The sequence below is a fragment of the Streptomyces sp. NPDC044984 genome (assembly GCF_040646935.1).
Taxonomy (GTDB): Bacteria; Actinomycetota; Actinomycetes; order Streptomycetales; family Streptomycetaceae; genus Streptomyces.
Map to the genome: position 1 here is coordinate 110,793 of NZ_JBEZBE010000013.1, position 21,380 is coordinate 132,172.

Here is a 21,380-nt window from a genome sequence, read left to right on the forward strand (position 1 = left end):
CTTGCCGCTGGATCCCGCGGCAAACACGTTCCCGCGCGCGGGCCGCTACCCGGCCCGGGCCGGTATCCGTTCCAGCACACCGCCCGCGAACACGTCGTACAGCGGCAGCGTTTCGAGGTGGACGTAGCCGATGTGGCAGTCGCAGGTGGCGAGGGGGCAGGGACGGGGTCGCAGCGCCTGCCGGTAGCTGCCGTCGTAGAGGTTGCCGAGTTCGGCGCGGACGAAGTGGCAGCGGCGGACCGTGCCCTCGCCGTCGACCGAGATCACCGACTCCCCCGTGCGGCAGGGCAGGCCCGCGCTGGCGTGGGGGCGGCGGCTGTAGGGGAAGAGGGGGTCCAGCGCGGTCCACACGCCGGCCTCGGTGTCGTCGTAGGTGTGTCCCTCGGCGGCGTTGACCCACAGGTACACCCTCTCGGGCAGGTCGGCGCGCAGCCGCCGGGCCGCGTCGAGGTGCTCGGGCAGCCCGACGACGCCGACGCTGAACCGGACGCCGAGGCGGTCCAGTTCGCGGCACTTGGCCAGGAAGCGGTCGTAGGGGGTCTGGCCCGGGTGGTACGTGCACCACAGGGCAAGGGTGTCCAGGTCGGCGTCGGCGAGCCAGTCGGTGCGGCAGCTGAGGTTGGTCTGGATCGCGACGCGGCGGATGTGCGGCCGGTGGGACAGCCGGGTCAGGGTGCTGCGGTACCAGGAGCGGACCAGGCCCTCGCCCCAGGGGGTGAAGAGCAGGGAGAGCCGGTCGGTGGTCTGCGTCTCGGCCCAGTCGGCGAACCTCTCCAGGCAGGCGCGGTCCGCGCGGAGCTGCTCGCGGCTGTCGCGGCGCTTGGCGAAGGGGCAGTACGGGCAGTCGTAGTCGCAGGAGGCCAGCGGGCCCCGGTAGAGGAGGGTCAGGTCCATCGGCTGCGGACTCACTTCCGCTCGTAGGCGGCCATGGCGGCCCGCACGGCCGGGGAGAACAGCTGCGGGCCGATGGCGTCGGAGTGGGCCAGGCCCTCGGGGGTCAGGCGCAGGCGCGTGGCGCCGGGACCGGTGTCCTCCTCCAGCCAGCCGCGGCCGGCGAAGCGGGACAGCTCGGCCGGGAAGTCGTCCGCCGGGGTGCGGCCGTCGAACCGGGCGCGGTAGTCGGCGAGGTCGAGGCCTTCCGCCTGGAGCAGGGACTGCAGCAGGTGCCGGCGGCGCGCCTCGTCGGTGTCGATGCGGCGGCCGTACTCGGCGTGGGCGAAGCCGGCGGCCGGCCGGGAGACGTAGTCGTCGACGATGCCGCGGATCTCGTGCATGCCGACGGCGTAGTCGAACGAGTAGTGCAGTCCCGCGGTGTAGGAGCGGGCGCCGCAGCCGAGGCCGATCATGCCGTCGGTCTGGCAGGCGTAGTCGTCCGCGCCCTGCGGCGGGGCGTCCGCGCGGCGGAACATGCGCATGGACTGCTGGGCGTAGCCGTGGGCGAGGAGGTGGTCGCGGCCCAGCCGGTACAGGCGCAGCCGCTGTTCGTCCCAGGCCGGGTCGGTCTCGCCGACGCGGCGGCCGAGGCCGGTCAGGGGGCGTATGTAGAGGGGGTAGAGGTAGAGCTCCTCGGGGCGCCAGGCGAGGGCCGCGTCCAGGGAGCGCAGCCAGCTGTGCTCCGTCTGTCCGTCGATGCCGTAGATCAGGTCGATGTTGAGGACGGGGATCCGGACGTCGCGGACGCGGCCGAGTGCCGCCTCGACGTCGGCGCGGCGCTGCGGGCGTACGGCGGCCCGGGCCTCGGCGTCGTCGAAGCTCTGCACGCCCAGGCTGAGGCGGGTGGTGCCGCGCGCGGCCAGGACCTCGAGCCGGTCGGCGGTGGCCGTGGCGGGCGAGGCCTCCACGGACAGCGGGACCACGCGCAGGTCGGCGCCCATGCGGTGTTCCGCGATGTCGCACAGCCGCTGCAGTTCGGTGGCGGTGAGGAAGGTGGGGGTGCCGCCGCCGAAGGCCGCGGTCGCGAACCGCACCGGTGCCCGCTCCCCCAGCGCCTCCCGCACGGCGGCCGCCTGCCGGTCCAGGGCGTCCAGGTAGGCGCCGGTCAGGCCGTCGGGGGCGCCGATGCGGGTGAACAGGTTGCAGAAGCCGCAGCGGACCTCGCAGAACGGGATGTGCAGGTAGAGGGAGAGGGCGTCCTTGGGCTCGCCGGCCCAGAGGGTGTCGAGGCGGGGGCGGTCGGCGAGCCGGCGGTAGGCGGTCTTGTGCGGGTAGGCGTAGACGTAGCTCTGGTACGGGCTCGCCGGGACGTCGATGTCGGTGGGGGCGGGGGTCGCGGTGGTCATCGGGCGGCCTCGGCGGGGGTGTGGTCCAGGAAGAAGTGGGCGTAGGGCACGGTCCACACGGACGGGTGGCCGATGCGGTGGCCGGTGTAGCCGTCGTCGCCGTAGGCGGTGCCGTGGTCGGAGCAGACGACGGCGAAGCAGCGGCGTCTGCTGCTCGCGGCGGCGAACAGCCGGCCGATGTGCCGGTCCACGTACTCCAGGGCGGCGGCGTGCGTGGCACGGGTGTCACCGTCCTCGCGGGTCGCGCCGGGCCGGTGGAACCAGTTGGGCTGGTGCAGCGCGGCGACGTTGACGAAGAGGAACAGGCGCCTCTCGTGGGGGAGTTCGCGGACGACGTGTTCCGCGCGGGCCACCTGGGCCTCGAACGACGTGGGCGAGGCGACGCCGAACTCCGGTTCCCAGTGCGACTCCTGGAACAGTCCGGGCAGCACCGAGCCGAGCGGGCCCCGCTTGTTGAAGAAGCCGGTCCCGCCGACGCACACCGTGCGGTAGTCCTCCGCCGCGAGGCCGGAGACCAGGTCGGGGGTGTCGTACACGAAGGTGCGCCCGGCGGTGGTCTCGCTGCCGGCGAACCGGGCCGCGAACAGCCGCGGATGCGGGCCGGGTGCGGCGGGTGTCGGCAGGAAGCCGGCGAAGATCGCCTGGTGGGAGGCGTAGGTGAAGCTGCCGGGGGCGTGCCGCCGCTCCCAGCGGCCGCCGGGCAGACGGCGGGCCAGGTTCGGGATGCGCCCCTGGGCGGCGAGTTCGGCGGCGACGTCGAAGCGGAGGGTGTCGAGGGTGACGAGGAGGATGTCGTGGCTGCCGACGATCTCGTTCATGTCCGGGTCGTGGTCCGGTGCGGCGGTCCCGTGCGGGCCGGGCGCGGGCGTCGGTTCAGGCGCTGACATGGGTGGTTCCCGTTCTGGACTGGTGGTGCGGGTGGGACGGACCGGTGGCGCGGCGCAGGACCGCCGCGACCTGGGCCGCGTAGGTGTCGAGGCCCTCCGCCCCGCTGCCCGGCAGTCCGGTGAGCCGGGGCAGCAGGTCGCCGAAGGCGTTGACCTCGCCGACGGCGAACCGGCGCCAGCCGACGGCCGGGAGCAGGTCGACGCCGACGCACAGGGTGCGCGGGAAGCAGGCCGCCGCGCGCTCGCACACGGCGAGGGCGTCCGCCCACCGGCCGCCGGCCGCCCCGACGGCGTCGCGCACCGCGTCGAGGTCGCCGCGGGTGCCACCGAGGTGGAGGTTGGTCAGGGGTGAGGCGCTGGTGCGCACGACGGCGTGGGTGGCGCGGCCGGCCACCACCACGACCCGCAGATCGGCGGCGCGGCCCCGCTGGGAGGCCTTGGGCAGCCAGCGCTCCAGGTGGAGGCCGTCGGGGGCGAGGGCGTCCACGACGGCGGCGATGTCCTGCTCCCGCTCGTAGCGGCGCACCGCCAGGGAGTTGAACAGCCTGCCGTCCCCGGTGAGTTCGACGGAGGTGGTGGCTCTGACGCGGCCGCTGCCCGACGCCTCGACGGCGAGCACCCCGGAGGCCGAGGAGCCGTGCGCGAGCTTGACGAAGAGTCTCGGCATGCGGTGCTCGCGCATCACGGTGCGTACGTCGTCCCAGCCGGTCACCCGTACGGCGTCCGGGCCGGAGGTGGGTGACCCGGGCACGGGGACGCCCGCCGCGTCGAGGACGGCGTGGCAGCGCCGTTTGTCGAACAGGACGGCCAGTTCGCCGGCGTCGTCGAGCCGGATGCCGCCGCGCAGCCCGCGGACGGCCTCGGTGAACCGCGCGTACCAGCGTGCCGAGCCCTCCACGCGGGTGGGGTCCTGGACGTCCCTCAGCAGCCGGTCGACGTGGGGGTTCTCGCCGGGCGAGTCGAGCCGGACGGTCTCGTCGGCGGCGAAGTCGGCCCCGCCCTCGCGCAGGACCCGCTCCCAGGGCACGACGCGCGGTGCGGGCAGTCCGGCTGCGCGGGCGGCGTCGGTGAAGAGGGCCGTCCTGCGGTTCTCCGGGTTGCCCACGACGGCGAGGCGCACGGGCGCGCCGGCCCGTCCCGGTTCATTCCCCGACCGCGACATAACGCTCCTCCGGCCGGCGCGCGCTGCGGTGGGCGGGGGTGAGGCCGAGGTCCTGGATGTGCGCTCCCAGCGTCTCGCGCACGCGGTGGGTCATCCCCTCGCTCATGAAGTGGTGCCCGAGGTCCAGCGCCCGCAGATGGGTCAGCGGCTGCCCCGAGAGCAGCGCGGCTCCCCCTTCGTCACTGAGGGTGCCCATGCTCAGGTCGAGGGAGTCCAGACCCGCGACGACGGGCGCGGCGGCCACGGCGGCGGCGATCTCGTCCTGGATGTCGCTGTTGCGCAGGCCCAGGTGGGCGAGCCGGGGGCTGCGGTCCAGCATGGCGAGGAGTGCCCGGACGTCGGCCGGGGTGCAGTCGCCGCCGTACCAGGTGGTGCCCAGCCACAACTCCAGGTGGTGCAGGGCGGGGAGGTCGCAGGCCGCCAGGCCGCGTACCGGCTCGGGCGGCAGCCCGCCGGACTCGACGCGCAGCCTGCGCAGCTCCTCGTGCCGCAGCGGCTCGATCACCAGGTTCTCGGCGCCGCGCACACCGAGTTCGTACAGGCCGGGCCAGGCGCGCAGCACCCGGCCGACGTCGCCCTGTTTGATCCAGGAGATCTCCGACTGCTCGGACTCGACGTCGCCGAGGAAGACCGCCCGCAGCCTCGGCAGCCGGTGTGCCCCGGCCGTGATCAGGTCGAGGACGGGGTCGATGCCGTGCTCGTCCCACTCCTGCCACCAGGCGCCGATGACGAGGGCCACGACCTCGTCGGTGCGGACCTGGTGCAGGAACGAGCTCCACCGGTCCTCGAAGGGCACGTCCCAGTCGGCCGTGAGCCGCCAGGCGACGGACGCGGGGGCCGGGAGGTCCGGGCCGGAGCCCTCCTCGTCGGTGACGCCGTCGAAGTGGTGCACGGGCAGTCCGTGGAAGTGGGTCAGGTACGAGGGGTAGTAGCCCATGGCGTGCTCACTCCCCCACCGAGACGTAGCGGTGGACGGTGCCGTCGCCGTCCTTGTCCCAGTCGGCGTCGTCCTTGTCGAGGTCCAGCTCCACGCCGGCGGGTTCGAGCGTCTCGCGTATGCGCTGCCTCAGCGGCTCGCTCAGGTAGTTGTGGTGCAGGTCCAGCTTCTTGAGGTGGGTCAGGGGCTGACCGCCGAGCAGGGCGGTGGCGCCGTCGTCACCGAGGGTGCCCATGGACAGGTCGAGCACCTCCAGCCGGGCGACCACGGGGGCGGACGCCACGGCGGCGGCGACCTCGTCCTGGATCTCGCTGTTGCGCAGGGCCAGGTGCCGCAGCCGGGGCAGCCGGGCGCCGGAGAGGATCGGCGCGAGGTCGGCGGCCTCGCTGTCGGCCCCGTACCAGGAGGTGCCGAGCCACAGGTCGAGGTGTTCCAGCGCGGGCAGTTCGCTGGCCGCGACACCGCGGACCACGCTCACCGGGAGGCCGCCGGTCTCCACGACCAGCTTGCGCAGGCTGTCGTGGCGCAGGGCGGGGAACTCCAGGCCCTGGCCGCCGCGCACGCCGAACTCCTCCAGAGCGGGGAAGCCTGTCAACAGCGGGGTGACGTCGGTCTGGTTGATCCAGGAGATCTCGCACTCCTCGCACACGATGTCCGCGAAGAACAGCGACCGCAGACCGGGCAGCCGGTCACGCGCGGCCACCAGCGCCTCGATCACGGGCGTGGGGGCGTCGTCGTACGCCTCCTCCCAGGCGCCGACGATCAGGGCGCGGACGCGCGAGGTGTCGACCGCGGCGCAGAAGCGGGCGAAGGCCTCCTCCCACTGCTCCTCGGCGTCGTACGCGTCGGCGGCGATCCGCCAGGCCACGGCGTCGGGTTCGGGCAGATCGCCCGTCGCCTCGCCGGGCCCGGGGAAGGCGAACGCGGGGAGACCGTACAGCTCCTCGAGGTGGCTACCGATGATCACGCGGGTTGCTCCTGTCGTGCGATACGGGAAAGAAGGCGGTACGTGGGCGAAGCCGTCGCGGTCCCGGGGCGCGGGCTGTCCGGCGGTGCGTGCAGCAGTTCTACCAACAGCGACTGACAACGCCCGGCGGCGGGCCCGGTGACGGTCCGTTGTCAGTGCCGGCTCGTACTGTCCGCACATGGACTCCGGGGCACCGTGCGCCGGAGCGGAGGGGAGAGCCATGTACCGGCAGGGAGACGTGCTGATCGTGCCCGTCGCGGACGAGGCGGTGCCGTCCCACGTCCCGGACGCGCCCAAGGAGCCGCGCGACGCCAGGGGCCGGCTGGTGCTGGCCCTGGGGGAGGTCACCGGACACGCGCACGCGGTGCTCGGGAAGGGCGAACTCATCCGTGAGCCGGGCCCGTTCGGGCCGTTCCTGCTGCACCTGCCCGAGGGCGGCCGGGTCGTCCACGAGGAGCACGCGGCGATCGCGCTGCCGAAGGGGTGGTTCCGGGTGATCCGGCAGCGTGAGTACGTACCCGGCTCGGTGCGGCTGGTGGCGGACTGACGGACGCCGGCAACCGTACGGAACACCACACCGCAGCAGGGGACAGGGGACGTTGACGATGACGATCGCGCAGGAGAGCGGGACGACAGCCGTGACGGAGGGCTTCACGGAGGGGGCGGCGCGCTGGCGTGCCTGGGCCGCGGCCACCGGGCCCGCCGACCGGGCGGCGGCGGAGGAGGGCGTCCGGCTGGCCTACCGCAGCGCCGGGCTGACCGGGCCGGAGCGCGTGATCTGGGCCGGGTCGCCGCGCGAGGGCGTGACGCTGGTCCGGGAGGGGACGGACTTCGGGGCGAGCGTGCGCGAGGCGGTGCGCACCGCGCCGTGGGCGGCCGAACGCGACCGGCTGTACGAGGAGTTGGGTGCCGCGGGCTGGTCCCGGCACTGGTCCCGGACCGGCGGTGCCCTGTGGGACGCCACCCAGGCGCTGGTCGACCGGATCCGCGCCGCCGTGCTCGACGACCTCGCCCCCGACGACGCGGCCGCTCGCACGGAGATACGTCTGGTCCTGCTGGACGCCCTGCTCGGTCAGCACGACGCGCCGTGGCTGGCCGCCCTGGACACCGAGGGGTCCCCGCTCGCCGGGCCGGCCCGGGTGTGCCGCAGTGCCGGCTGGTGGTGGCCGTTCGAGAAGGTGGCGGTGGTGTGCGAGCGGCCCGTCGCCCTGCACCGGGACGAGGCCGGCCGGCTCGACCACGGCGACGGCCCGGCGCTGGAGTTCCCCGACGGGTTCGCCCTGTGCGCCTGGCGCGGCATGCCGGTGACGCGCGCCTTCCTGGACGAGCTGCGCACCCTCACCCCGGAGCGGATCCGGCAGGAGGACAACGCCGAACTGCGGCGGGTGATGCTCGAGTACTACGGCTACGACCGCTATCTCGCCGACTCGGGGGCGCAGCCCCTGCACCGGGACGGCACGGGCACGCTCTGGCGCGTCGAACTGGACGGCGACGAGCCGGTCGTCATGGTCGAGGTCCTCAACTCCACGCCCGAACCGGACGGCACCCACCGCACGTACTGGCTCCGTGTGCCGCCGACGACCCGGACGGCCCGGGAGGGGGTGGCGTGGACGTTCGGCCTCGGAGCCGAGGTGTACGAGCCGCTGGAGGAGACGTGAACCCGTCCGGCCGCCCGAGGGCTGACCCCGCCCGCAGGGGGTAGGCGGAGAACAGCAAGGACGAACCGGACCGCGGAAGGGAGCACCCATGCCGAGCATGGTGGAGCGCATCAAACAGTTCGCCAGGAGCCCTCAGGGGCGGCGTACGGCCGAGCAGGCGCGGCGGGCGGCGGCCGACCCCCGGCGCCGGGCCCAGGCACAGCGTCTGCTGGGCCGGCTCCGCGGCGGCCACCGCTGAGCCGTTCCGCTTCTGCTTCCGCGCGGTCCGGGACGTACCCGTCCGGGCCGCGCGGCGATGATCGGGGAGGACCTCCATGAACGAGTCGTCGGTCCGGACGGTGGGCTGGGCGCGCTCACTGCCGATGGACCACGGGGTGAAGGCGGCCCGCGACTGGGCGCGCGAGCACCTCGTCGCGCTGGGCTGGGACACGGCCGCGCCCGAGACGGCGGACGACGTGCTGCTGGCCGTTTCGGAACTGGTCACCAACGCGCACGTCCACGCCCGCAGCAGCGCGCAGCTGGTCATGTCGTGGGACAGCCGCTGTCTGCACATCTCGGTGCACGACAGGTCCGCCACCCTGCCGGCGCCCCGGGAACCGAGCGCCGAACGCGTCGGCGGGCGCGGCATGCTGCTGGTCGACGCCCTGGCCGACACCTGGGAGGCCCGCCCCTGCCCCCACGGCAAGACCGTCACGGCCTGCTTCCGGCTGCCGGAGGGCGCACGGCGCTGACCCGCCCCGTGCACGGCGGGCGGCAGGCCCTAGGATCGGTCGGTCCGCCCTCGCAAGGAGCCCCGCACGGTGACCGCCGTTCTCCCCCAGCCCCGCACCACCCCCGCCCTGTCGTCCCCGCGGTGCCTGACCCGGGTCGAGAACGGTGAACGGCTGCACGCGCTGCTGTGGACCGCGGGACCGGGCCGGCGGATGATCAGCAGCGCGGTGCTGGGCGGCGGCATCGGCGAGCGGACCTGGATCCTCAACGCCCAGGTCTCCCACGGCTACCGGCGCACCGACCCCGACCGGCACCTGGCGGACCTCGCCGCCGCCGCGGGTGCGCGGGGACCGGGGGTGGGGCTGATGACGGCGGCGGACGTCTCGGCGTTCACGCGCGCGCAGGACGCCGGTGTGGAGGCCTGCGTCACGGCGGGCGTCGATGTGCGCGGCTGGGCCGCACGGCCCGGGGAGGGCACGAGCGGGCTCCAGGGCCCGGGCACGGTCAACATCGTCGTCGCCGTGCCGGTGCCGCTGAGCGACGCCGCCCTGGTCAACGCGGTGGCCACGGCCACCGAGGCGAAGGTGCAGGCCTTCCTGGAGGCGGGCCTCGACTGTTCGGGCACGCCCACCGACGCGGTGTGCGTCGCCGCCCGCACGCCGGGCCCGGACGAGGAGGAGCACGCTTTCGCCGGGCCCCGTTCCCTGTGGGGCGCACGGCTGGCGCGCGCGGTCCACCGCGCCGTGCGCGAGGCCGTGACCACGGTCTGAGCCCTTCCGCCACCCGGCGCGTACCGCCCGCCGTACCCCCGGATCCGGCGGGCGGTACGCACGGCTGCGGGAGCGCGCCCGAGGAACGGGGCGAGCGAGGAGTGAGGGCCCCGCCTCGGGGTACGCAGCCGCCCGGCGGGCAGGCCGTCGCCCGGGCAGGTTGATTTCGCGGACGCGGATGGGAGACCGTGGCAACCGAATCCGGTTTCCCGGCAGAGAGGTGGTGGGGTGCGCACGGCGCGTGCCTACGCTTGTGATTCCTTCCCCCGGTTCACCCGCCCACCCGCGCGGTACGGACGTCCGTACCGGTCCGACGTGGAAGGACGCCCCCTACCCGGTCGTGGTCCTCGACGCGAAGGGCACGGTCGTGGACCTGAACCCGCCCGCCCGGCTGGTGCTGTCGGACCACCACGACGGAGGCGGCCCACGGGACGTGGTGCCGTCCTGGCTGGCGGACGCGCACCGGAGTCTCACCGACGGGACGGATGTCACGCCGGCGGTCCCACGGGCCGCCGGAGAGATCGGCGACCGGTTCTTCGAGGCGCGTCCCGGCCCGGTCACGGACGGGGGCGTCGTGTGGTGGCTGGTGGACGGCACCGGCCGCCGCCGGGCGGAGGCGTCCCTGCACAGCGCCCGGGAGCAGGCGGAGATCCGCGCCATGGTCTCCAGCACCCTGCTGGCGTCGCTGAACGTGCCGCGCTGCGCGGAGGTCGCGGCGCACCTGGCGGCCGAGCACCTCGCCGACGCCGCGCTGCTCGTCCTGCCACCCGTCGGGCGCCGCCACCCCGTGACCCACGCCCTGCGCGGCGGGCCCGCGGAGCACGCCTCGCTCCAGTTCGACGCCCGGGACGTCCCGGGACTGGCCGAGGCCCTCCAGGGGTTCCCGCCGGTGCCCGCGCGCTGGATCGACCCCGACGCCCTTCCCGAGTGGGTCGTCCCGGCGGGCTTCGGCGGGCCGGTCGGCTCCGTCATCGTCACGCCGCTTCCCGGCCACGGGGTGTCCGCCGGCGCGCTGGTCCTGCTCCGCGCCGGCGCGGAGCGGGCCTTCACCCCGGACGAGGAGGCGTTCGCCCGGCTCTTCGCCGCACGCGCGGGCGCCGCTCTGTCGGCCGCGCGCCTGTACAGCGAGCAGAGCGCGATCACCGCCACGCTCATGCGGGAACTGCTGCCGCCGGCCCTGGAGAGCCTGCACGGGGTGGACTACGCGGGTCGCTACCGCGCCGCCAGCGACCACGAACGGATCGGCGGTGACTTCTACGACGTCCACCCCGGGGCGGACGCCTCGCAGGAGACGTTCGTCGTGCTGGGCGACGTGGCCGGCAAGGGGCTGGACGCGGCGGTCCTGACCGGGAAGATCCGCAACACGCTGCACGCGCTGCTGCCGCTGGCCTCCGACCACCAGCAGGTCCTCACCCTGCTCAACGGAGCCCTGCTCACCTCGCACCACACCCGCTTCGCCACCATGGTGCTGGCTTCCGTCAGGCGCGAGGACCGCCGGGTGCGTCTGAGGCTGACCAGCGCCGGGCACATGCCCCCGCTCATCGTCCGCGCGGACGGCCGCGTCGAGGAGGCGGCCACCCACGGCACCCTCGTCGGAGCGCTCCCCTCCGTCACGGTGCGGACGGCCGAGGAGGTGCTCGCGCCCGGGGAGGCGTGCCTGCTCTACACCGACGGCATCACCGAAGCCCGCGGCGGGCCGCTGGGCGACGAACTGTTCGGGGAACACCGGCTGCGGCAGGCGCTGGCGGAGTGCGCCGGCATGCCGGGGGAAGCGATCGTGGAGCGGGTGCAGATGCTGGCCGCCCAGTGGCTGGGCACCGGCAGCCACGACGACATGGCCACCGTCGCCATCAGCGCACCGCGCACCGCACCGCCCGCCGCCGTCGGCGGAGACCCGAGGAGAACCACATGAGCACGACCCGCTCGTCGGCCGCCGTCCTGCGCGACGGGCTCTGGCGGGCGGTGCTCGACGGCAGCGAGTACGACGCCGTCGACGCGGTGCGCGCCGCTCTCGACGCGGGGTGGGAGGAGGAGACCCTGCTGCTCGACGTCGTCGCGGCGGTGCAGGAGAGGATCGGTGCCGAATGGGCCGCCGACCGCATCACCGTCGCCCAGGAACACGCCGCCACGGCCATCAACGAGCGGGTGATCGCCGCCCTCGTCCACCGTCCGGCGGCGGACCGGCCCGCTCCCCCGTACCGCGGGCGGGTGACGGTCACGTGCGTCGACGGCGAGTGGCACGCCTTCCCGGCCCGGCTCGTCGCCGAGGTCCTGCGGCTGCGGGGCTGGCAGGTGGACTACCTGGGCGCCCAGACGCCCACACCCCACCTCGTCGCCCATCAGCACCACACCGACTCCGACGCCGTCCTGCTCTCCGGGTCGATCCCCACCCACCTGCCCGCCGCGCACGCGGCCATCACCGCGTGCCAGGCCGTCGGGGTGCCCGTGCTCGCCGGGGGCAGGGCCTTCGGCGAGGACGGGCGGTTCGCGCGGGCCCTGGGCGCCGACGGCTGGGCCCCGGACGCCCGCGGCGCGGCCGCCGCGCTGGAGGCCGGTCTGCCGCGCCCCACGGCGGTCCGGCAGGCGGTCGACGACCTGCCGCACCTGGCGGACCAGGAGTACACGATGGTGGTCCGGTCCCGCAGCCGCCTGGTCAGACAGGTGCTGACGGACCTGGAGAGCCGGTTCCCGGCCGTGCGCGGATACGACGACGCGCAACGGGAGCGGACCGCGGAGGACCTGGTCCACATCCTCGACTTCCTGGCCACCGCCCTGTACATGGACGACGCGGGGGTGTTCACCGAATTCCTGGGGTGGACCTCCGAGGTGCTCGCGGCGCGGAGTGTCCCGGTGCGCTCCCTGGTCACGGGGCTGGACATCCTCGCGGAGCAGTTGCACGACTTCCCCCGGAGCCTGCGTTTCGTCCGCGCGGGCGCGGCCGCGCTGAGCGGCGGTGCCGCCGGCGTCGCCGTCCGCGGCACCGCCGTATGAGCGCGTCGCACCGCACCGGCGTCCGCCCCGAACCGGGCCCGGGGACCGCCACCCTGACCGTGCGCGTCAGCGGCGAACTCGACGACGCCTGCGGTGCGGAGCTGATCGCCGTCGTGGTGGCGCACCTGACCGGGCCGACGCCACCGCGTGCCGTGCGGCTGGACTTCCGCGACCTGGCGGGCATCGATCCGCTGGGACTGGCCGCGCTGCTCATGGTCCGCCGTCACAGCTGCGCCGCCCGCGCCGTCCTGCACCTGGACAACCGGCCCCGCGTCCTCGAACGCCTGCTGCGGCAGACCAACGTCCTCGAACACCTCACCGCGGCGGGGGCGGGAGCCGAGCGGTCCGGACCCGGCGGCTGATCCCGGACCGGCCCGCCGCTTCCCCGTCAGCCCGTCGGCCGCCGCCCCGCCCCCGCCAGGGACCGCAGCAGGGCGCCGCGCCCCCGGTCGGGCACCGTCCACAGGGTCTGTCCGCGCACTCCCCAGCGCTCCAGCAGGGCGTTGGCGGCGAGGAAGCCGGTCGTCGCCGCGCGTTCCATGAGTGCCACCGGCAGGCCGGTGCGCACCAGGTCGCCCGCCACCACCAGCGCGGGGTCCGGTGTGCGCACCGTGGGCCGGTCCGCGTACCCCCCCACGGGGAACAGCGGGCAGTCGGACCGCCACAGGTGGCGGGCGTCGACGATCCGGGCGCCGCCCGTCTCCGGGTAGACGCGGTGCAACTGGTCGATCAGCGTCTTCCGCACGGTCTCGCGGGGGCCCCGCGGGTCCACCGCGTAGGCGTGGAGTTCGACCACGGAGCCCCCGGTACGGGCGGCCCAGCGGGCCGCTTCGTCCTCGTAGCGCTCCAGCACGCTGATGTTGTCGAGGCCGGCGTATCCGCTCGTGCCCAGGAACGCGGGCCGGCCGGGTGCGACGGGCCGGTCCAGCCACAGGCGGCTGACCAGGAACGGCGGGGCGGTGCGCAGCCGGGCGACCCGTTCCCGCCACGGGCCGTCGCCCAGCCGGCCGGAGCGGGCGACCAGGGAGCGCAGTCCCGCGGCGTCGAGGGCGAGGACGACGGTGTCGTGACGGCTCTCCTCCCCGGTGGTGGCGACCTGGTAACCGCCGTCGCCGGTGGGGGCGATGTGCTCGACGGCCGTGGCGGTGCGGATCCGGGCGCCGTGCCGGCGCAGGTAGCCGGCCAGGGGGTCCCACAGGGCGGCGGGGAAGGGCGCGTCGGGCACGTCGAACAGCAGCCCTTCGGCGGAACCGAGGAAGTAGATGTGGAACATCAGGACCATCTCGGCGGCCGACAGCCGCCGGGGGTCGGCGAAGAAGCTGCGGGAGAACACCTCGAAGGCCAGGTGGCGGGCGCTGGGCGGGAAGCCCACGGCGTCGAGGAAGTCGTGGGCGCTGGTGCCGTCCAGGCGTTCGTACACCTCGGGCACGCGTACGTCGAGCAGCTCGAGGGCCGCGAGCGGTCTCATGCGGCGCAGGTCGCGCACGCGGAAGGACGGGCTGAGGGCGACGAAGCCGAGCGCGCTCCACGGCGGGGTGCGCGGGACGTGGCGGAAGCCGTCCCGCAGTCCGTCGCTGTGCCGCAGCGGGTAGTCCGGCAGGCCGGTGAGCCGCTCCAGACCGGGGTCGGTGCGGCGCAGCAGACCGCGCAGGTTGTAGTACTGGCGGAAGAAGGCGTGGAAGCCCCGGCTCATGGTCGCCGGGGTGCCGTCCGCCAGGCCGGTCGGCCAGCCGCCGACCCGTCCGCCCAGGAAGGGCTCGTGCTCGTAGAGCGTCACGGCCACGCCGCGTTCGGCCAGCGCGGTCGCCGCGGCCAGACCGGCGATGCCGCCGCCGACGACGGCGGTCGTCGGGCGGGCGCCCTCGATCCGGCGCGCCCCGGGCGGGGGCGCGAGCACGCGGGCGCGGCGGTCCCGGCCGTGCCGGGTGGCGTCCGGGCGGCGGAAGGGGGTCATCCCTCGTCCTCGCTCTCGGTGCGGGGCCGCCGGCCGACGAAGGTGTGGGTGATGCCCGTCTGCCAGCCCGGCAGGGGCAGGGCGCGCACCGCTTCGAAGCCGGCCGCGCGCAGCCGGCCGGCGAAACGGCCGGCGGTGTCGAACTCCACGACGCTGCGCCACAGGTGGCGGTAGAGCCCGGCGTCCCCGAGCACGGTGGCCGCCGGCTGGACGATGCCGCGGCACACCAGGGTCCACACCGCGCGGTCCACGCGGCGTCCGCCGAGCGTGTACTCGTGCACGCCCAGTCTCCCGCCGGGGGCGAGCAGATCGCGCACGGTGGCGAGCACGGCGTCGGGGTCGGAGACGTTGCGGAAGAGGTAGGCCGCGAACACCGCGTCGAAGGGCCCCTCCACCCCGGCCTCCGCCAGCCCTTCCGCCGGTGCCCGGACGAAGCTCACCCCGTCCGGCCAGGCTTTGGCGGCGGCCCGTTCGAGCATGCCGGCGGAGGCGTCCACGCCGGTGATCCGCGCGCCCGGCAGCACGGCGGCGAGGGCGGCGGTCGACGCGCCGGTGCCGCAGCCGAGGTCCAGGACGCGCAGTCCTCCGCCCCGCCGCGGCAGTCCCAGGCGGCGTGCCGAGCGGCGGAGGTGGGAGTGGTAGCCGGGGTTGGCGGCCACCAGGGCGTCGTAGCCGCGGGCGGCGTGGTCGAACGCGGCGGCGAGGTCCTCGTCGCGCAGCAGGGTCATGCGGTCTCCCGGTGCAGAGCAGAAGGGTGGGGGCGGCGGTCCGGGTCAGGGGCCGTCGAACGGGCGGCGGGGCAGGGTGGGCAGTTCCAGCGCCGAGCGGAGCATCGGGCCGACCGGGGCGTGCAGGCCGACGGCGAGGTCCTCGTGGAGCCGGGTGCGGCCGTCCAGGAAGCGCAGCAGGCGCCGCATGGGCACGCGGGTGAAGAGCCGGGAGAACAGCGCGGGTCCGTCGGCCCGGCCGCTGTCCAGGGCGCGCAGCAGGACGGCGTCCATGGCCCGGGAGCGGGCGGAATGGGCGGGGGGCGGCACCGGTGTACGGCCCTGGCGGAGGGCGTCGGCGACGGCCTCCGTCTGCCGTTGGATCCCGGCGAAGGTGTAGCCGGTCGAGGGGCGGGTGGCGCCGCCCGCGGCACCGATGCGGAAGACGGAGGCGCCGACCCGACGGGGGACCGCGGCGTCGGTCATCGGGATGACGCCCGTCTCGGTGGACAGGACCCGCAGTTCCCCCAGTCGGAGCACGTCCTCGGTGTACCGCCGTACCGCCGACTCGTATCCGCCGGCGGTGAGGGGGCGCCGGGAGAACTCGGTGTACTCCACCAGCGCCTCGCGGCGGCCGACGGGCAGGACGTAGCCGAAGGACAGTCCGCCGGCGGGCTGGGGGGTGCGGAAGTCCATCAGGTCGGCGGTCCGCGGGTCGAAGACCGGGCGGGCGGTGCGGACGAACCAGCCGTGGAAGTGCTGCAGCAGTGTGGTGCGGGCGGCCGGCAGGCTGCCCGGGGGACGCGAGTCGAACACCCAGCGGACCCGCAGGGGCCGGGCGCGGCCGTCGGTGCCCCGCAGGTGCAGCAGGGCTCCCCCGCGCACGTCCTCCACGGTTTCGACGGTCGCCTCCAGCCGGCGCACGACCGGGCTGCCGGCCAGGTCGTGGCCGACCAGGTGCTCGAAGTCGTCGGACCGGATCATCTTGTACCGCAGTGGGGTGATGTCCCCCGCGATCGCGGGGCCGGAGGGGGGACGCACCCGCAGGTGCCGCCAGGTCGCCGTGACGGCGGCGTCGAAGCGGCCCGCGCCCGCTTCCCAGAAGCACCACGTGCGGCGCGGAGGACGCAGCGGGCCGGGCGGGGCGTCCACCAGGACGACCGACGGTGCCCGGGACCCCGGCGCGGTCCGCGACAAACGGTGGGCCAGGGACAGTCCGGCGGCGCCCGCCCCGACGATCGCCACCTCGGCGTCCAGCACGACGGCACTCTCCTCCCGCTCCTCGGCACACGCGCCTCGTCAGCATTCCTGCTTGTGTGCCCGTTCGGATTCAGGTCACTCGAACGTGTGACGAACCGCCACCGGTGAGACGGGGCACTCAGGGGGAAGGCATGCGGCGGCAGCTCGCCGGACCGTTCCGGCTCGTACCGCATCCGCGCGTGGTGCACGAGCGGAAGGGCATCGGGGACGGAACGATCGGCGTTCAGGACGAGAGGAACCGGGATGAGCCGCACGCAGGCGGAGGATCACGACACGGCGGAGCCTCGGCTCGTCGGGGGGCCGGTGCCGGTGTCGGCACGGGCCCGGTCCGACGGCGCGCGGCCCGGCGCCCGGTACGACGCGGCGCACACGGCGCGCCCGCCGTGGAACGAGGACGCGTCCGCGGTGGACCGGGACGTGGCCGGCGCGGTCGGACGCGTGCTCGACCACGTGCTGGCCGACCGGGTGGACCGCGCGCGCGACCTGGACCCCCTGTTCGGCGACGACGTGGCCGGACGCGTCGCGCGCTTCACCCGGGCGGGCGGCAAGCGCACCCGTTCGCGTTTCCTGTGGTGGACGCTGCGCGCCTGCGGCGGGGAGGGCGCCGCCCCGGTCGCGGCGGCCCTGCGGATCGGTGCGGCGCTCGAGCTGCTGCAGACCTGCGCGCTCGTCCACGACGACGTGATGGACGGCTCCGTACTGCGCCGTGCGCGGCCCGCCGTCCACGTCGACGTCGCCGCCCAGTACGCGGACGCGGCACCGGCCGGGCGCGCCGAGCGCCTCGGCGGCGGGACCGCCGTCCTCGCCGGCGACCTGGCGCTCGCCTGGGCGGACGACCTCCTGGCCGAGGTCCCGCTGGAGGGCGGCACCGCGCGGACGGTACGTCGGCTCTGGAGCGACATGCGCACCGAGATGGTGGCCGGCCAGTACCTGGACCTGCACGGGCAGGCGACCGGGTCGCGGTCCCTGCCGCGCGCGCTGCGCACCGCCCGCCTCAAGAGCGCCCTGTACTCGGTCGAACGGCCGATCGCCCTCGGGGCCGCGCTCGCGGGCGCGGACGACGGCGTCACGGCGGCCCTGTGCGCGGCCGGGCGCTGTGTGGGCACGGCGTTCCAGCTCCGCGACGACCTCAGCGACGTGTTCGGTGATCCCCGGCGCACCGGCAAACCGGCGGGCGGGGACGTCCGCGAGGGGAAACCGACCTGTCTGGTCGCCCTCGCCCACGCGCGTGCCGCGGCCGCCGGCGACCGCCGGGCCCTGGACGTGCTCGAGCGCTCGCTCGGCCAGGGGGCGCTCACCGAGGAAGGGCTGGAGGAGGTGCGGGAGGTTCTGGCCGGTAGCGGGGCGCGGACCGCGGTCGAGGCGATGATCGACCGTCTGGTGGCCCAGGGGCTGCGGCACGTCGACGGTGTCCTCCTCGATCCGCGCGGCGGGGAGCGGCTGCGGCTGCTGCTGGCCTCCGCGGCGGGTGAGGGGCCCGCGCGGGACGCGCACCCCCGCGGCGCCCGGCCGGAACCCGCGCGGGCGGCCGGCGGCCGGGAGGCCGGCCGGTGACGCGCACCGTGACGGGCCGTACGGATCACGTCGTCGTCGTGGGGGCCGGGCTGGCCGGGCTGTCGGCGGCGCTGCACCTGCTGGGCGCGGGCCGCCGCGTCACCGTCGTCGAGCGGGACGCGTCGCCCGGTGGACGCGCCGGGCGTCTGGACCTCGACGGCTACCGGATCGACACCGGTCCCACCGTGCTGACCATGCCCGACCTGGCCGACGAGCCGTTCGCCGCCGTCGGCGACAGTCTGCGCGAACGCGTGGAGCTCGTGCCGCTGCACCCGGCGTACCGGGCGAGCTTCGCCGACGGGAGCAGCCTCGACGTGCACACCGGGGCCGACGCGATGGCCGCGGAGGTCGAGCGGTTCGCCGGTGCCCGTGAGGCCGCGGGCTATCTGCGGCTGCGCGACTGGCTGGAGCGGCTGTACCGGGCGCAGGCGCGCCGCTTCATCGACACCAACTTCGACTCCCCGCTCGGCCTGCTGGGCGCCGACCTCGTCCGGCTGGCGGCGCTGGGCGGCTTCGGACGGCTCGACGCGCGCATCGGGCGCTTCCTGCGGGACGAGCGGCTGCGCCGGGTCTTCTCCTTCCAGGCGCTGTACGCGGGCGTCCCGCCGGCCCGGGCGCTGGCCGCGTACGCGGTCATCGCCTACATGGACACCGTCGCCGGCGTGTACTTCCCGCGCGGCGGGATGCACGCGCTGCCCCGGGCCATGGCGGACGCCGCCGCCGGCGCGGGCGCCGACCTGCGGTTCGGCCACGAGGTGACCCGGCTGGAACGCTCCGGAGAACGGATCACCGCCGTCGTCACCGACCAGGGCCGCATCCCCTGCGACGCGGTCGTCCTCACCCCCGACCTGCCCGTCGCCTACGCGCTCCTCGGCCGCCGGCCGCGGCGCCCCGTACGGCTGCGGCACTCCCCCTCCGCGGTCCTGCTGCACCTCGGCACCGACCGGACCTGGCCGCAACTGGCGCACCACACCCTCTCCTTCGGCGCCGCCTGGCGCGGCACCTTCGACGAGCTCACCCGCACCGGCCGGCTGATGAGCGACCCGTCGCTGCTCGTCACCCGGCCCACCGCCACCGACCCGTCCCTCGCCCCGCCGGGACGCCACCTGCACTACGTCCTCGCCCCGTGCCCCAACACCGACATCGGACCGGGCCCCGCCGCCTGGACCGACCTGGCACCGGGCTACCGGGACGCGCTGCTGCGGGAGCTGGAGCGGCGCGGGCTGGCCGGGCTCGGGGCCGCCGTCGAGACGGAGTGCGTGGTCACGCCCGCCGACTGGCACGCGCAGGGGCACGCGGCCGGTACGCCGTTCGCCACGGCCCACACCTTCGCCCAGACGGGGCCGTTCCGGCCCCGCAACCTGGTCCGCGGCACCGAGAACGCCGTGCTGGCCGGCTGCGGCACCACCCCCGGTGTCGGCGTGCCGACCGTGCTGCTGTCCGGGAAGCTGGCCGCGGCACGGATCACCGGCGGGCCGCGCCGGCCACGTCCTTCTCCCACGCCCCCGCAGGAGGCCTCCGTATGACCGACCGTGAACTCGACGCGGCCGGCGTCACCGATCCGGCGCTGCGCGAGGCGTACCACCACTGCCGGGCGCTGAACGCACGGCACGGCAGGACGTACTTCCTCGCCACCCGGCTGCTGCCCGTCGAACGGCGCCCCGCCGTGCACGCCCTGTACGGCTTCGCCCGCTGGGCCGACGACATCGTCGACGCGCTCGGCACCGGGGCGGACACCGCGCGCCGGGACGCCGGACTCTCCGCGCTCCAGCGGGAACTGGACAAGGGCCTGCGGGACGGGAACAGCACCGAACCCGTGGTGCGGGCGGTCGCCGACACGGCGCGCCGGTACGGCATCGACCACGGGCACTTCGCCGACTTCATGACCGCCATGCGCTCCGACCTGGTGGTCACCGACTACGCCGACTACGCGGCCCTGCGCCGGTACATGCACGGCTCGGCGGCGGTCATCGGCCTGCAGACGCTGCCGGTGCTCGGCACGGTCGCCCCGCGCGAGGCGGCCGCGCCGCACGCCGCGGCCCTCGGGATCGCCTTCCAGCTGACCAACTTCCTGCGGGACGTGGGCGAGGACCTCGACCGGGGGCGGGTGTACCTGCCCGCGGACCTGCTCGCCGCACACGGCGCCCACCGGGCGCTGCTGCGCTGGTGCCGGGACACCGGCCGCCGCGACCGGCGTGTCACCGCCGCGCTGCGGGAGTTCGAGGCGCTGACGCGGGGCGTGTACCGGGAGGCGGCACCGGGGCTCGCGATGCTCGAGCCGGTGTCCCGGCCGTGCGTCCGGGCGGCGTTCGTGCTGTACGGCGGGATCCTGGACGCGGTGGCGCGGGACGGCTGGTCGGTGCTGCACCGGCGGGCGGTGGTCCCCCGGCGGCGGCGTGCCGTGGTCGCCGCCGACGGGCTCGTCCGGGTGGCCACCGCCCGGCTGCGCGCCCACGGCGGCGCCCGGCGTCCGGACGTCCGTCCGCTCGCCCCGTGCCCGCCGGTCCCCGGGGAGGTCGCGTGAGCACCGGATCCGGAAGCGGGCGCCGGCGCCTGCCGCTGTCCCTGCGCCGGCGCCCGGTGCCGTGGGAGCGGCAGCCCCCCACCTGGCGCGAGGCCCGGCCCGCCGTCATCGCCGGGGCGCTGAAGCGGGCGCAGGCGCGTCCGTCCGGCAACTGGTACGTCGTCGGCGCCTCCCGCGACGCGGGCGGTGACCGGCCGCTGGCGCGGACCGTGGCGGGGCAGGAGGTGGTGGTGTGGCGGGACGCGGCCGGCCGGCCGGTCGCCGGGCCCGGGATCTGCCCGCACCTGGGCGCCCCGCTGCGGGACAGTCCGGTGCGCTGCGGCACGCTGGTGTGCCACTGGCACGGACTCGCCCTGGACGGCGGGTCCTTCGCGGGCTGGGAGCCGTTCCCGGCGTACGACGACGGCGTCCTGCTGTGGGTCCGGCTGGACGCGGTGGGCGGCGAGGCGCCGCTGGACGGTCCGGTGGTGCCGCGGCGGCCGGACCCGGCGCGCGCCCTGACGGCGGTGTACACCGGCGTGGGGGTCTGTGAGCCCGAGGACGTCGTGGCCAACCGTCTGGACCCCTGGCACGGGGCCTGGTTCCACCCCTACTCGTTCGTCGACCTCACCGTGGCCGGCGCGCCGGACGGCCCGGACGGGGACGGGGACGGCTTCACCGTGGACGTGTCCTTCAAGGTGGCGGGGCGGCTGGTGGTCCCGGTGCGGGCGGTGTTCACCGCTCCCGAGCCGCGCACGGTCGTCATGCGCATCACCGAGGGCGAGGGGGTGGGGTCCGTGGTGGAGACGCACGCCACTCCCCTGGGGCCCGACGACCGCGGGCGGCCCCGCACGGCGGTCGTCGAGGCGGTGGTGGCGGCGTCCGGCCGTCCGGGGTTCGTCCTGGCGCGCGGCGCGGCGCCGCTGCTGCGTCCGCTCGTGCGGGCCGCCGCCGGACGGCTGTGGCGCGACGACCTGGCCTACGCGGAGCGCCGCTGGTCGCTGCGTTCCTCGGGGCGTTTCCCTGGCTGAGCGGACGGA

At 75.7% G+C, this 21,380-nt stretch carries 21 protein-coding genes; 12 read left to right on the plus strand and 9 right to left on the minus strand.

What is annotated here, in order from left to right:
• Positions 1 to 45: 45 nt before the first annotated feature.
• The 6 genes from AB0A94_RS16490 to AB0A94_RS16515 are packed head-to-tail and all read right to left on the minus strand — an operon-like array spanning position 46 to position 6,232.
• Entirely contained in the window at positions 46 to 894 is an 849-nt protein-coding gene (locus tag AB0A94_RS16490) for an STM4011 family radical SAM protein (RefSeq protein ID WP_361744816.1), read from the minus strand.
• Positions 895 to 905: 11 nt separating this feature from the next.
• Positions 906 to 2,279, minus strand: a complete 1,374-nt coding sequence (locus tag AB0A94_RS16495; RefSeq protein WP_361744818.1) for an STM4012 family radical SAM protein — start codon at positions 2,277 to 2,279, stop codon at positions 906 to 908.
• Positions 2,276 to 3,097 (minus strand): STM4013/SEN3800 family hydrolase, encoded by an 822-nt coding sequence (locus AB0A94_RS16500; RefSeq protein ID WP_361744983.1) that lies wholly within the window; start codon positions 3,095 to 3,097, stop codon positions 2,276 to 2,278. The genes AB0A94_RS16495 and AB0A94_RS16500 overlap by 4 nt, the downstream gene beginning before the upstream one ends.
• A 55-nt stretch (positions 3,098 to 3,152) precedes the next feature.
• Positions 3,153 to 4,328: an STM4014 family protein gene (locus AB0A94_RS16505; protein WP_361744820.1), complete on the minus strand. Its 1,176-nt coding sequence runs from the start codon at positions 4,326 to 4,328 to the stop codon at positions 3,153 to 3,155.
• The gene (locus tag AB0A94_RS16510) at positions 4,309 to 5,265 is read right to left on the minus strand and encodes an STM4015 family protein (protein ID WP_361744822.1); all 957 of its coding nucleotides are present in this window, start codon (positions 5,263 to 5,265) and stop codon (positions 4,309 to 4,311) included. Before AB0A94_RS16510 ends, AB0A94_RS16505 begins: the two co-directional genes overlap by 20 nt.
• 7 nt (positions 5,266 to 5,272) lie before the next feature.
• Entirely contained in the window at positions 5,273 to 6,232 is a 960-nt protein-coding gene (locus AB0A94_RS16515; RefSeq protein WP_361744824.1) for an STM4015 family protein, read from the minus strand.
• 220 nt (positions 6,233 to 6,452) lie between these two features.
• Between AB0A94_RS16515 and AB0A94_RS16520 the strand changes: the two genes are divergently transcribed.
• The 8 genes from AB0A94_RS16520 (at position 6,453) to AB0A94_RS16555 (ending at position 12,724) form a co-directional block, all read left to right on the plus strand.
• On the plus strand, positions 6,453 to 6,779 hold the full coding sequence (locus AB0A94_RS16520) for a hypothetical protein (RefSeq protein WP_361744825.1): 327 nt from the start codon (positions 6,453 to 6,455) through the stop codon (positions 6,777 to 6,779).
• A gap of 58 nt (positions 6,780 to 6,837) precedes the next feature.
• On the plus strand, positions 6,838 to 7,890 hold the full coding sequence (locus tag AB0A94_RS16525) for a DUF6745 domain-containing protein (protein WP_361744827.1): 1,053 nt from the start codon (positions 6,838 to 6,840) through the stop codon (positions 7,888 to 7,890).
• A gap of 88 nt (positions 7,891 to 7,978) precedes the next feature.
• Positions 7,979 to 8,128 carry a hypothetical protein gene (locus AB0A94_RS16530; RefSeq protein WP_361744829.1) on the plus strand — a complete coding sequence of 50 codons (150 nt, stop codon included), beginning with the start codon at positions 7,979 to 7,981 and terminating at the stop codon, positions 8,126 to 8,128.
• A gap of 76 nt (positions 8,129 to 8,204) precedes the next feature.
• Positions 8,205 to 8,621 (plus strand): ATP-binding protein, encoded by a 417-nt coding sequence (locus tag AB0A94_RS16535; RefSeq protein WP_361744831.1) that lies wholly within the window; start codon positions 8,205 to 8,207, stop codon positions 8,619 to 8,621.
• A gap of 69 nt (positions 8,622 to 8,690) precedes the next feature.
• On the plus strand, positions 8,691 to 9,371 hold the full coding sequence (locus AB0A94_RS16540) for an adenosylcobinamide amidohydrolase (RefSeq protein WP_361744833.1): 681 nt from the start codon (positions 8,691 to 8,693) through the stop codon (positions 9,369 to 9,371).
• 241 nt (positions 9,372 to 9,612) lie between these two features.
• Positions 9,613 to 11,283 (plus strand): PP2C family protein-serine/threonine phosphatase, encoded by a 1,671-nt coding sequence (locus AB0A94_RS16545; protein ID WP_361744835.1) that lies wholly within the window; start codon positions 9,613 to 9,615, stop codon positions 11,281 to 11,283.
• Positions 11,280 to 12,362 (plus strand): cobalamin-dependent protein, encoded by a 1,083-nt coding sequence (locus tag AB0A94_RS16550; RefSeq protein WP_361744837.1) that lies wholly within the window; start codon positions 11,280 to 11,282, stop codon positions 12,360 to 12,362. The genes AB0A94_RS16545 and AB0A94_RS16550 overlap by 4 nt, the downstream gene beginning before the upstream one ends.
• Positions 12,359 to 12,724, plus strand: a complete 366-nt coding sequence (locus tag AB0A94_RS16555; protein ID WP_361744839.1) for an STAS domain-containing protein — start codon at positions 12,359 to 12,361, stop codon at positions 12,722 to 12,724. Before AB0A94_RS16550 ends, AB0A94_RS16555 begins: the two co-directional genes overlap by 4 nt.
• A 26-nt stretch (positions 12,725 to 12,750) precedes the next feature.
• Here AB0A94_RS16555 and AB0A94_RS16560 read toward each other — a convergent pair whose 3' ends face one another.
• The 3 genes from AB0A94_RS16560 to AB0A94_RS16570 are packed head-to-tail and all read right to left on the minus strand — an operon-like array spanning position 12,751 to position 16,283.
• A complete protein-coding gene (locus AB0A94_RS16560; protein WP_361744841.1) occupies positions 12,751 to 14,316 on the minus strand; it encodes an FAD-dependent oxidoreductase in 1,566 nt (521 codons plus the stop codon).
• Complete coding sequence (locus AB0A94_RS16565; protein ID WP_361744843.1) at positions 14,313 to 15,044, minus strand: methyltransferase domain-containing protein; 732 nt, start codon at positions 15,042 to 15,044, stop codon at positions 14,313 to 14,315. Before AB0A94_RS16565 ends, AB0A94_RS16560 begins: the two co-directional genes overlap by 4 nt.
• Positions 15,045 to 15,089: 45 nt before the next feature.
• Complete coding sequence (locus tag AB0A94_RS16570) at positions 15,090 to 16,283, minus strand: lycopene cyclase family protein (protein WP_361744845.1); 1,194 nt, start codon at positions 16,281 to 16,283, stop codon at positions 15,090 to 15,092.
• Positions 16,284 to 16,526: 243 nt separating this feature from the next.
• On the opposite strand from AB0A94_RS16570, the gene AB0A94_RS16575 reads away from it, so the two are divergent.
• From AB0A94_RS16575 to AB0A94_RS16590, 4 genes are read left to right on the plus strand one after another with little or no spacing between them, the layout of a single operon-like run.
• Positions 16,527 to 17,837 carry a polyprenyl synthetase family protein gene (locus tag AB0A94_RS16575; RefSeq protein WP_361744847.1) on the plus strand — a complete coding sequence of 437 codons (1,311 nt, stop codon included), beginning with the start codon at positions 16,527 to 16,529 and terminating at the stop codon, positions 17,835 to 17,837.
• Positions 17,834 to 19,363, plus strand: coding sequence for a phytoene desaturase family protein (crtI, locus tag AB0A94_RS16580; protein ID WP_361744849.1), 1,530 nt, complete (start codon positions 17,834 to 17,836; stop codon positions 19,361 to 19,363). The genes AB0A94_RS16575 and crtI overlap by 4 nt, the downstream gene beginning before the upstream one ends.
• Positions 19,360 to 20,361, plus strand: a complete 1,002-nt coding sequence (locus AB0A94_RS16585; protein WP_361744851.1) for a phytoene/squalene synthase family protein — start codon at positions 19,360 to 19,362, stop codon at positions 20,359 to 20,361. Before crtI ends, AB0A94_RS16585 begins: the two co-directional genes overlap by 4 nt.
• Positions 20,358 to 21,371: a DUF5914 domain-containing protein gene (locus AB0A94_RS16590; RefSeq protein ID WP_361744853.1), complete on the plus strand. Its 1,014-nt coding sequence runs from the start codon at positions 20,358 to 20,360 to the stop codon at positions 21,369 to 21,371. The genes AB0A94_RS16585 and AB0A94_RS16590 overlap by 4 nt, the downstream gene beginning before the upstream one ends.
• Positions 21,372 to 21,380: the final 9 nt, after the last annotated feature.

What these genes read in the sequence shown, in the direction of transcription:
- AB0A94_RS16490 (WP_361744816.1), bottom strand. Translation starts at nt 894, where the DNA reads ATGGACCTGACCCTCCTCTACCGGGGCCCGCTGGCCTCCTGCGACTAC.
- AB0A94_RS16495 (WP_361744818.1), bottom strand. Translation starts at nt 2,279, where the DNA reads ATGACCACCGCGACCCCCGCCCCCACCGACATCGACGTCCCGGCGAGC.
- AB0A94_RS16500 (WP_361744983.1), bottom strand. Translation starts at nt 3,097, where the DNA reads ATGAACGAGATCGTCGGCAGCCACGACATCCTCCTCGTCACCCTCGAC.
- AB0A94_RS16505 (WP_361744820.1), bottom strand. Translation starts at nt 4,328, where the DNA reads ATGTCGCGGTCGGGGAATGAACCGGGACGGGCCGGCGCGCCCGTGCGC.
- AB0A94_RS16510 (WP_361744822.1), bottom strand. Translation starts at nt 5,265, where the DNA reads ATGGGCTACTACCCCTCGTACCTGACCCACTTCCACGGACTGCCCGTG.
- AB0A94_RS16520 (WP_361744825.1), top strand. Translation starts at nt 6,453, where the DNA reads ATGTACCGGCAGGGAGACGTGCTGATCGTGCCCGTCGCGGACGAGGCG.
- AB0A94_RS16525 (WP_361744827.1), top strand. Translation starts at nt 6,838, where the DNA reads ATGACGATCGCGCAGGAGAGCGGGACGACAGCCGTGACGGAGGGCTTC.
- AB0A94_RS16530 (WP_361744829.1), top strand. Translation starts at nt 7,979, where the DNA reads ATGCCGAGCATGGTGGAGCGCATCAAACAGTTCGCCAGGAGCCCTCAG.
- AB0A94_RS16535 (WP_361744831.1), top strand. Translation starts at nt 8,205, where the DNA reads ATGAACGAGTCGTCGGTCCGGACGGTGGGCTGGGCGCGCTCACTGCCG.
- AB0A94_RS16550 (WP_361744837.1), top strand. Translation starts at nt 11,280, where the DNA reads ATGAGCACGACCCGCTCGTCGGCCGCCGTCCTGCGCGACGGGCTCTGG.
- AB0A94_RS16555 (WP_361744839.1), top strand. Translation starts at nt 12,359, where the DNA reads ATGAGCGCGTCGCACCGCACCGGCGTCCGCCCCGAACCGGGCCCGGGG.
- AB0A94_RS16560 (WP_361744841.1), bottom strand. Translation starts at nt 14,316, where the DNA reads ATGACCCCCTTCCGCCGCCCGGACGCCACCCGGCACGGCCGGGACCGC.
- AB0A94_RS16565 (WP_361744843.1), bottom strand. Translation starts at nt 15,044, where the DNA reads ATGACCCTGCTGCGCGACGAGGACCTCGCCGCCGCGTTCGACCACGCC.
- AB0A94_RS16575 (WP_361744847.1), top strand. Translation starts at nt 16,527, where the DNA reads ATGAGCCGCACGCAGGCGGAGGATCACGACACGGCGGAGCCTCGGCTC.
- AB0A94_RS16585 (WP_361744851.1), top strand. Translation starts at nt 19,360, where the DNA reads ATGACCGACCGTGAACTCGACGCGGCCGGCGTCACCGATCCGGCGCTG.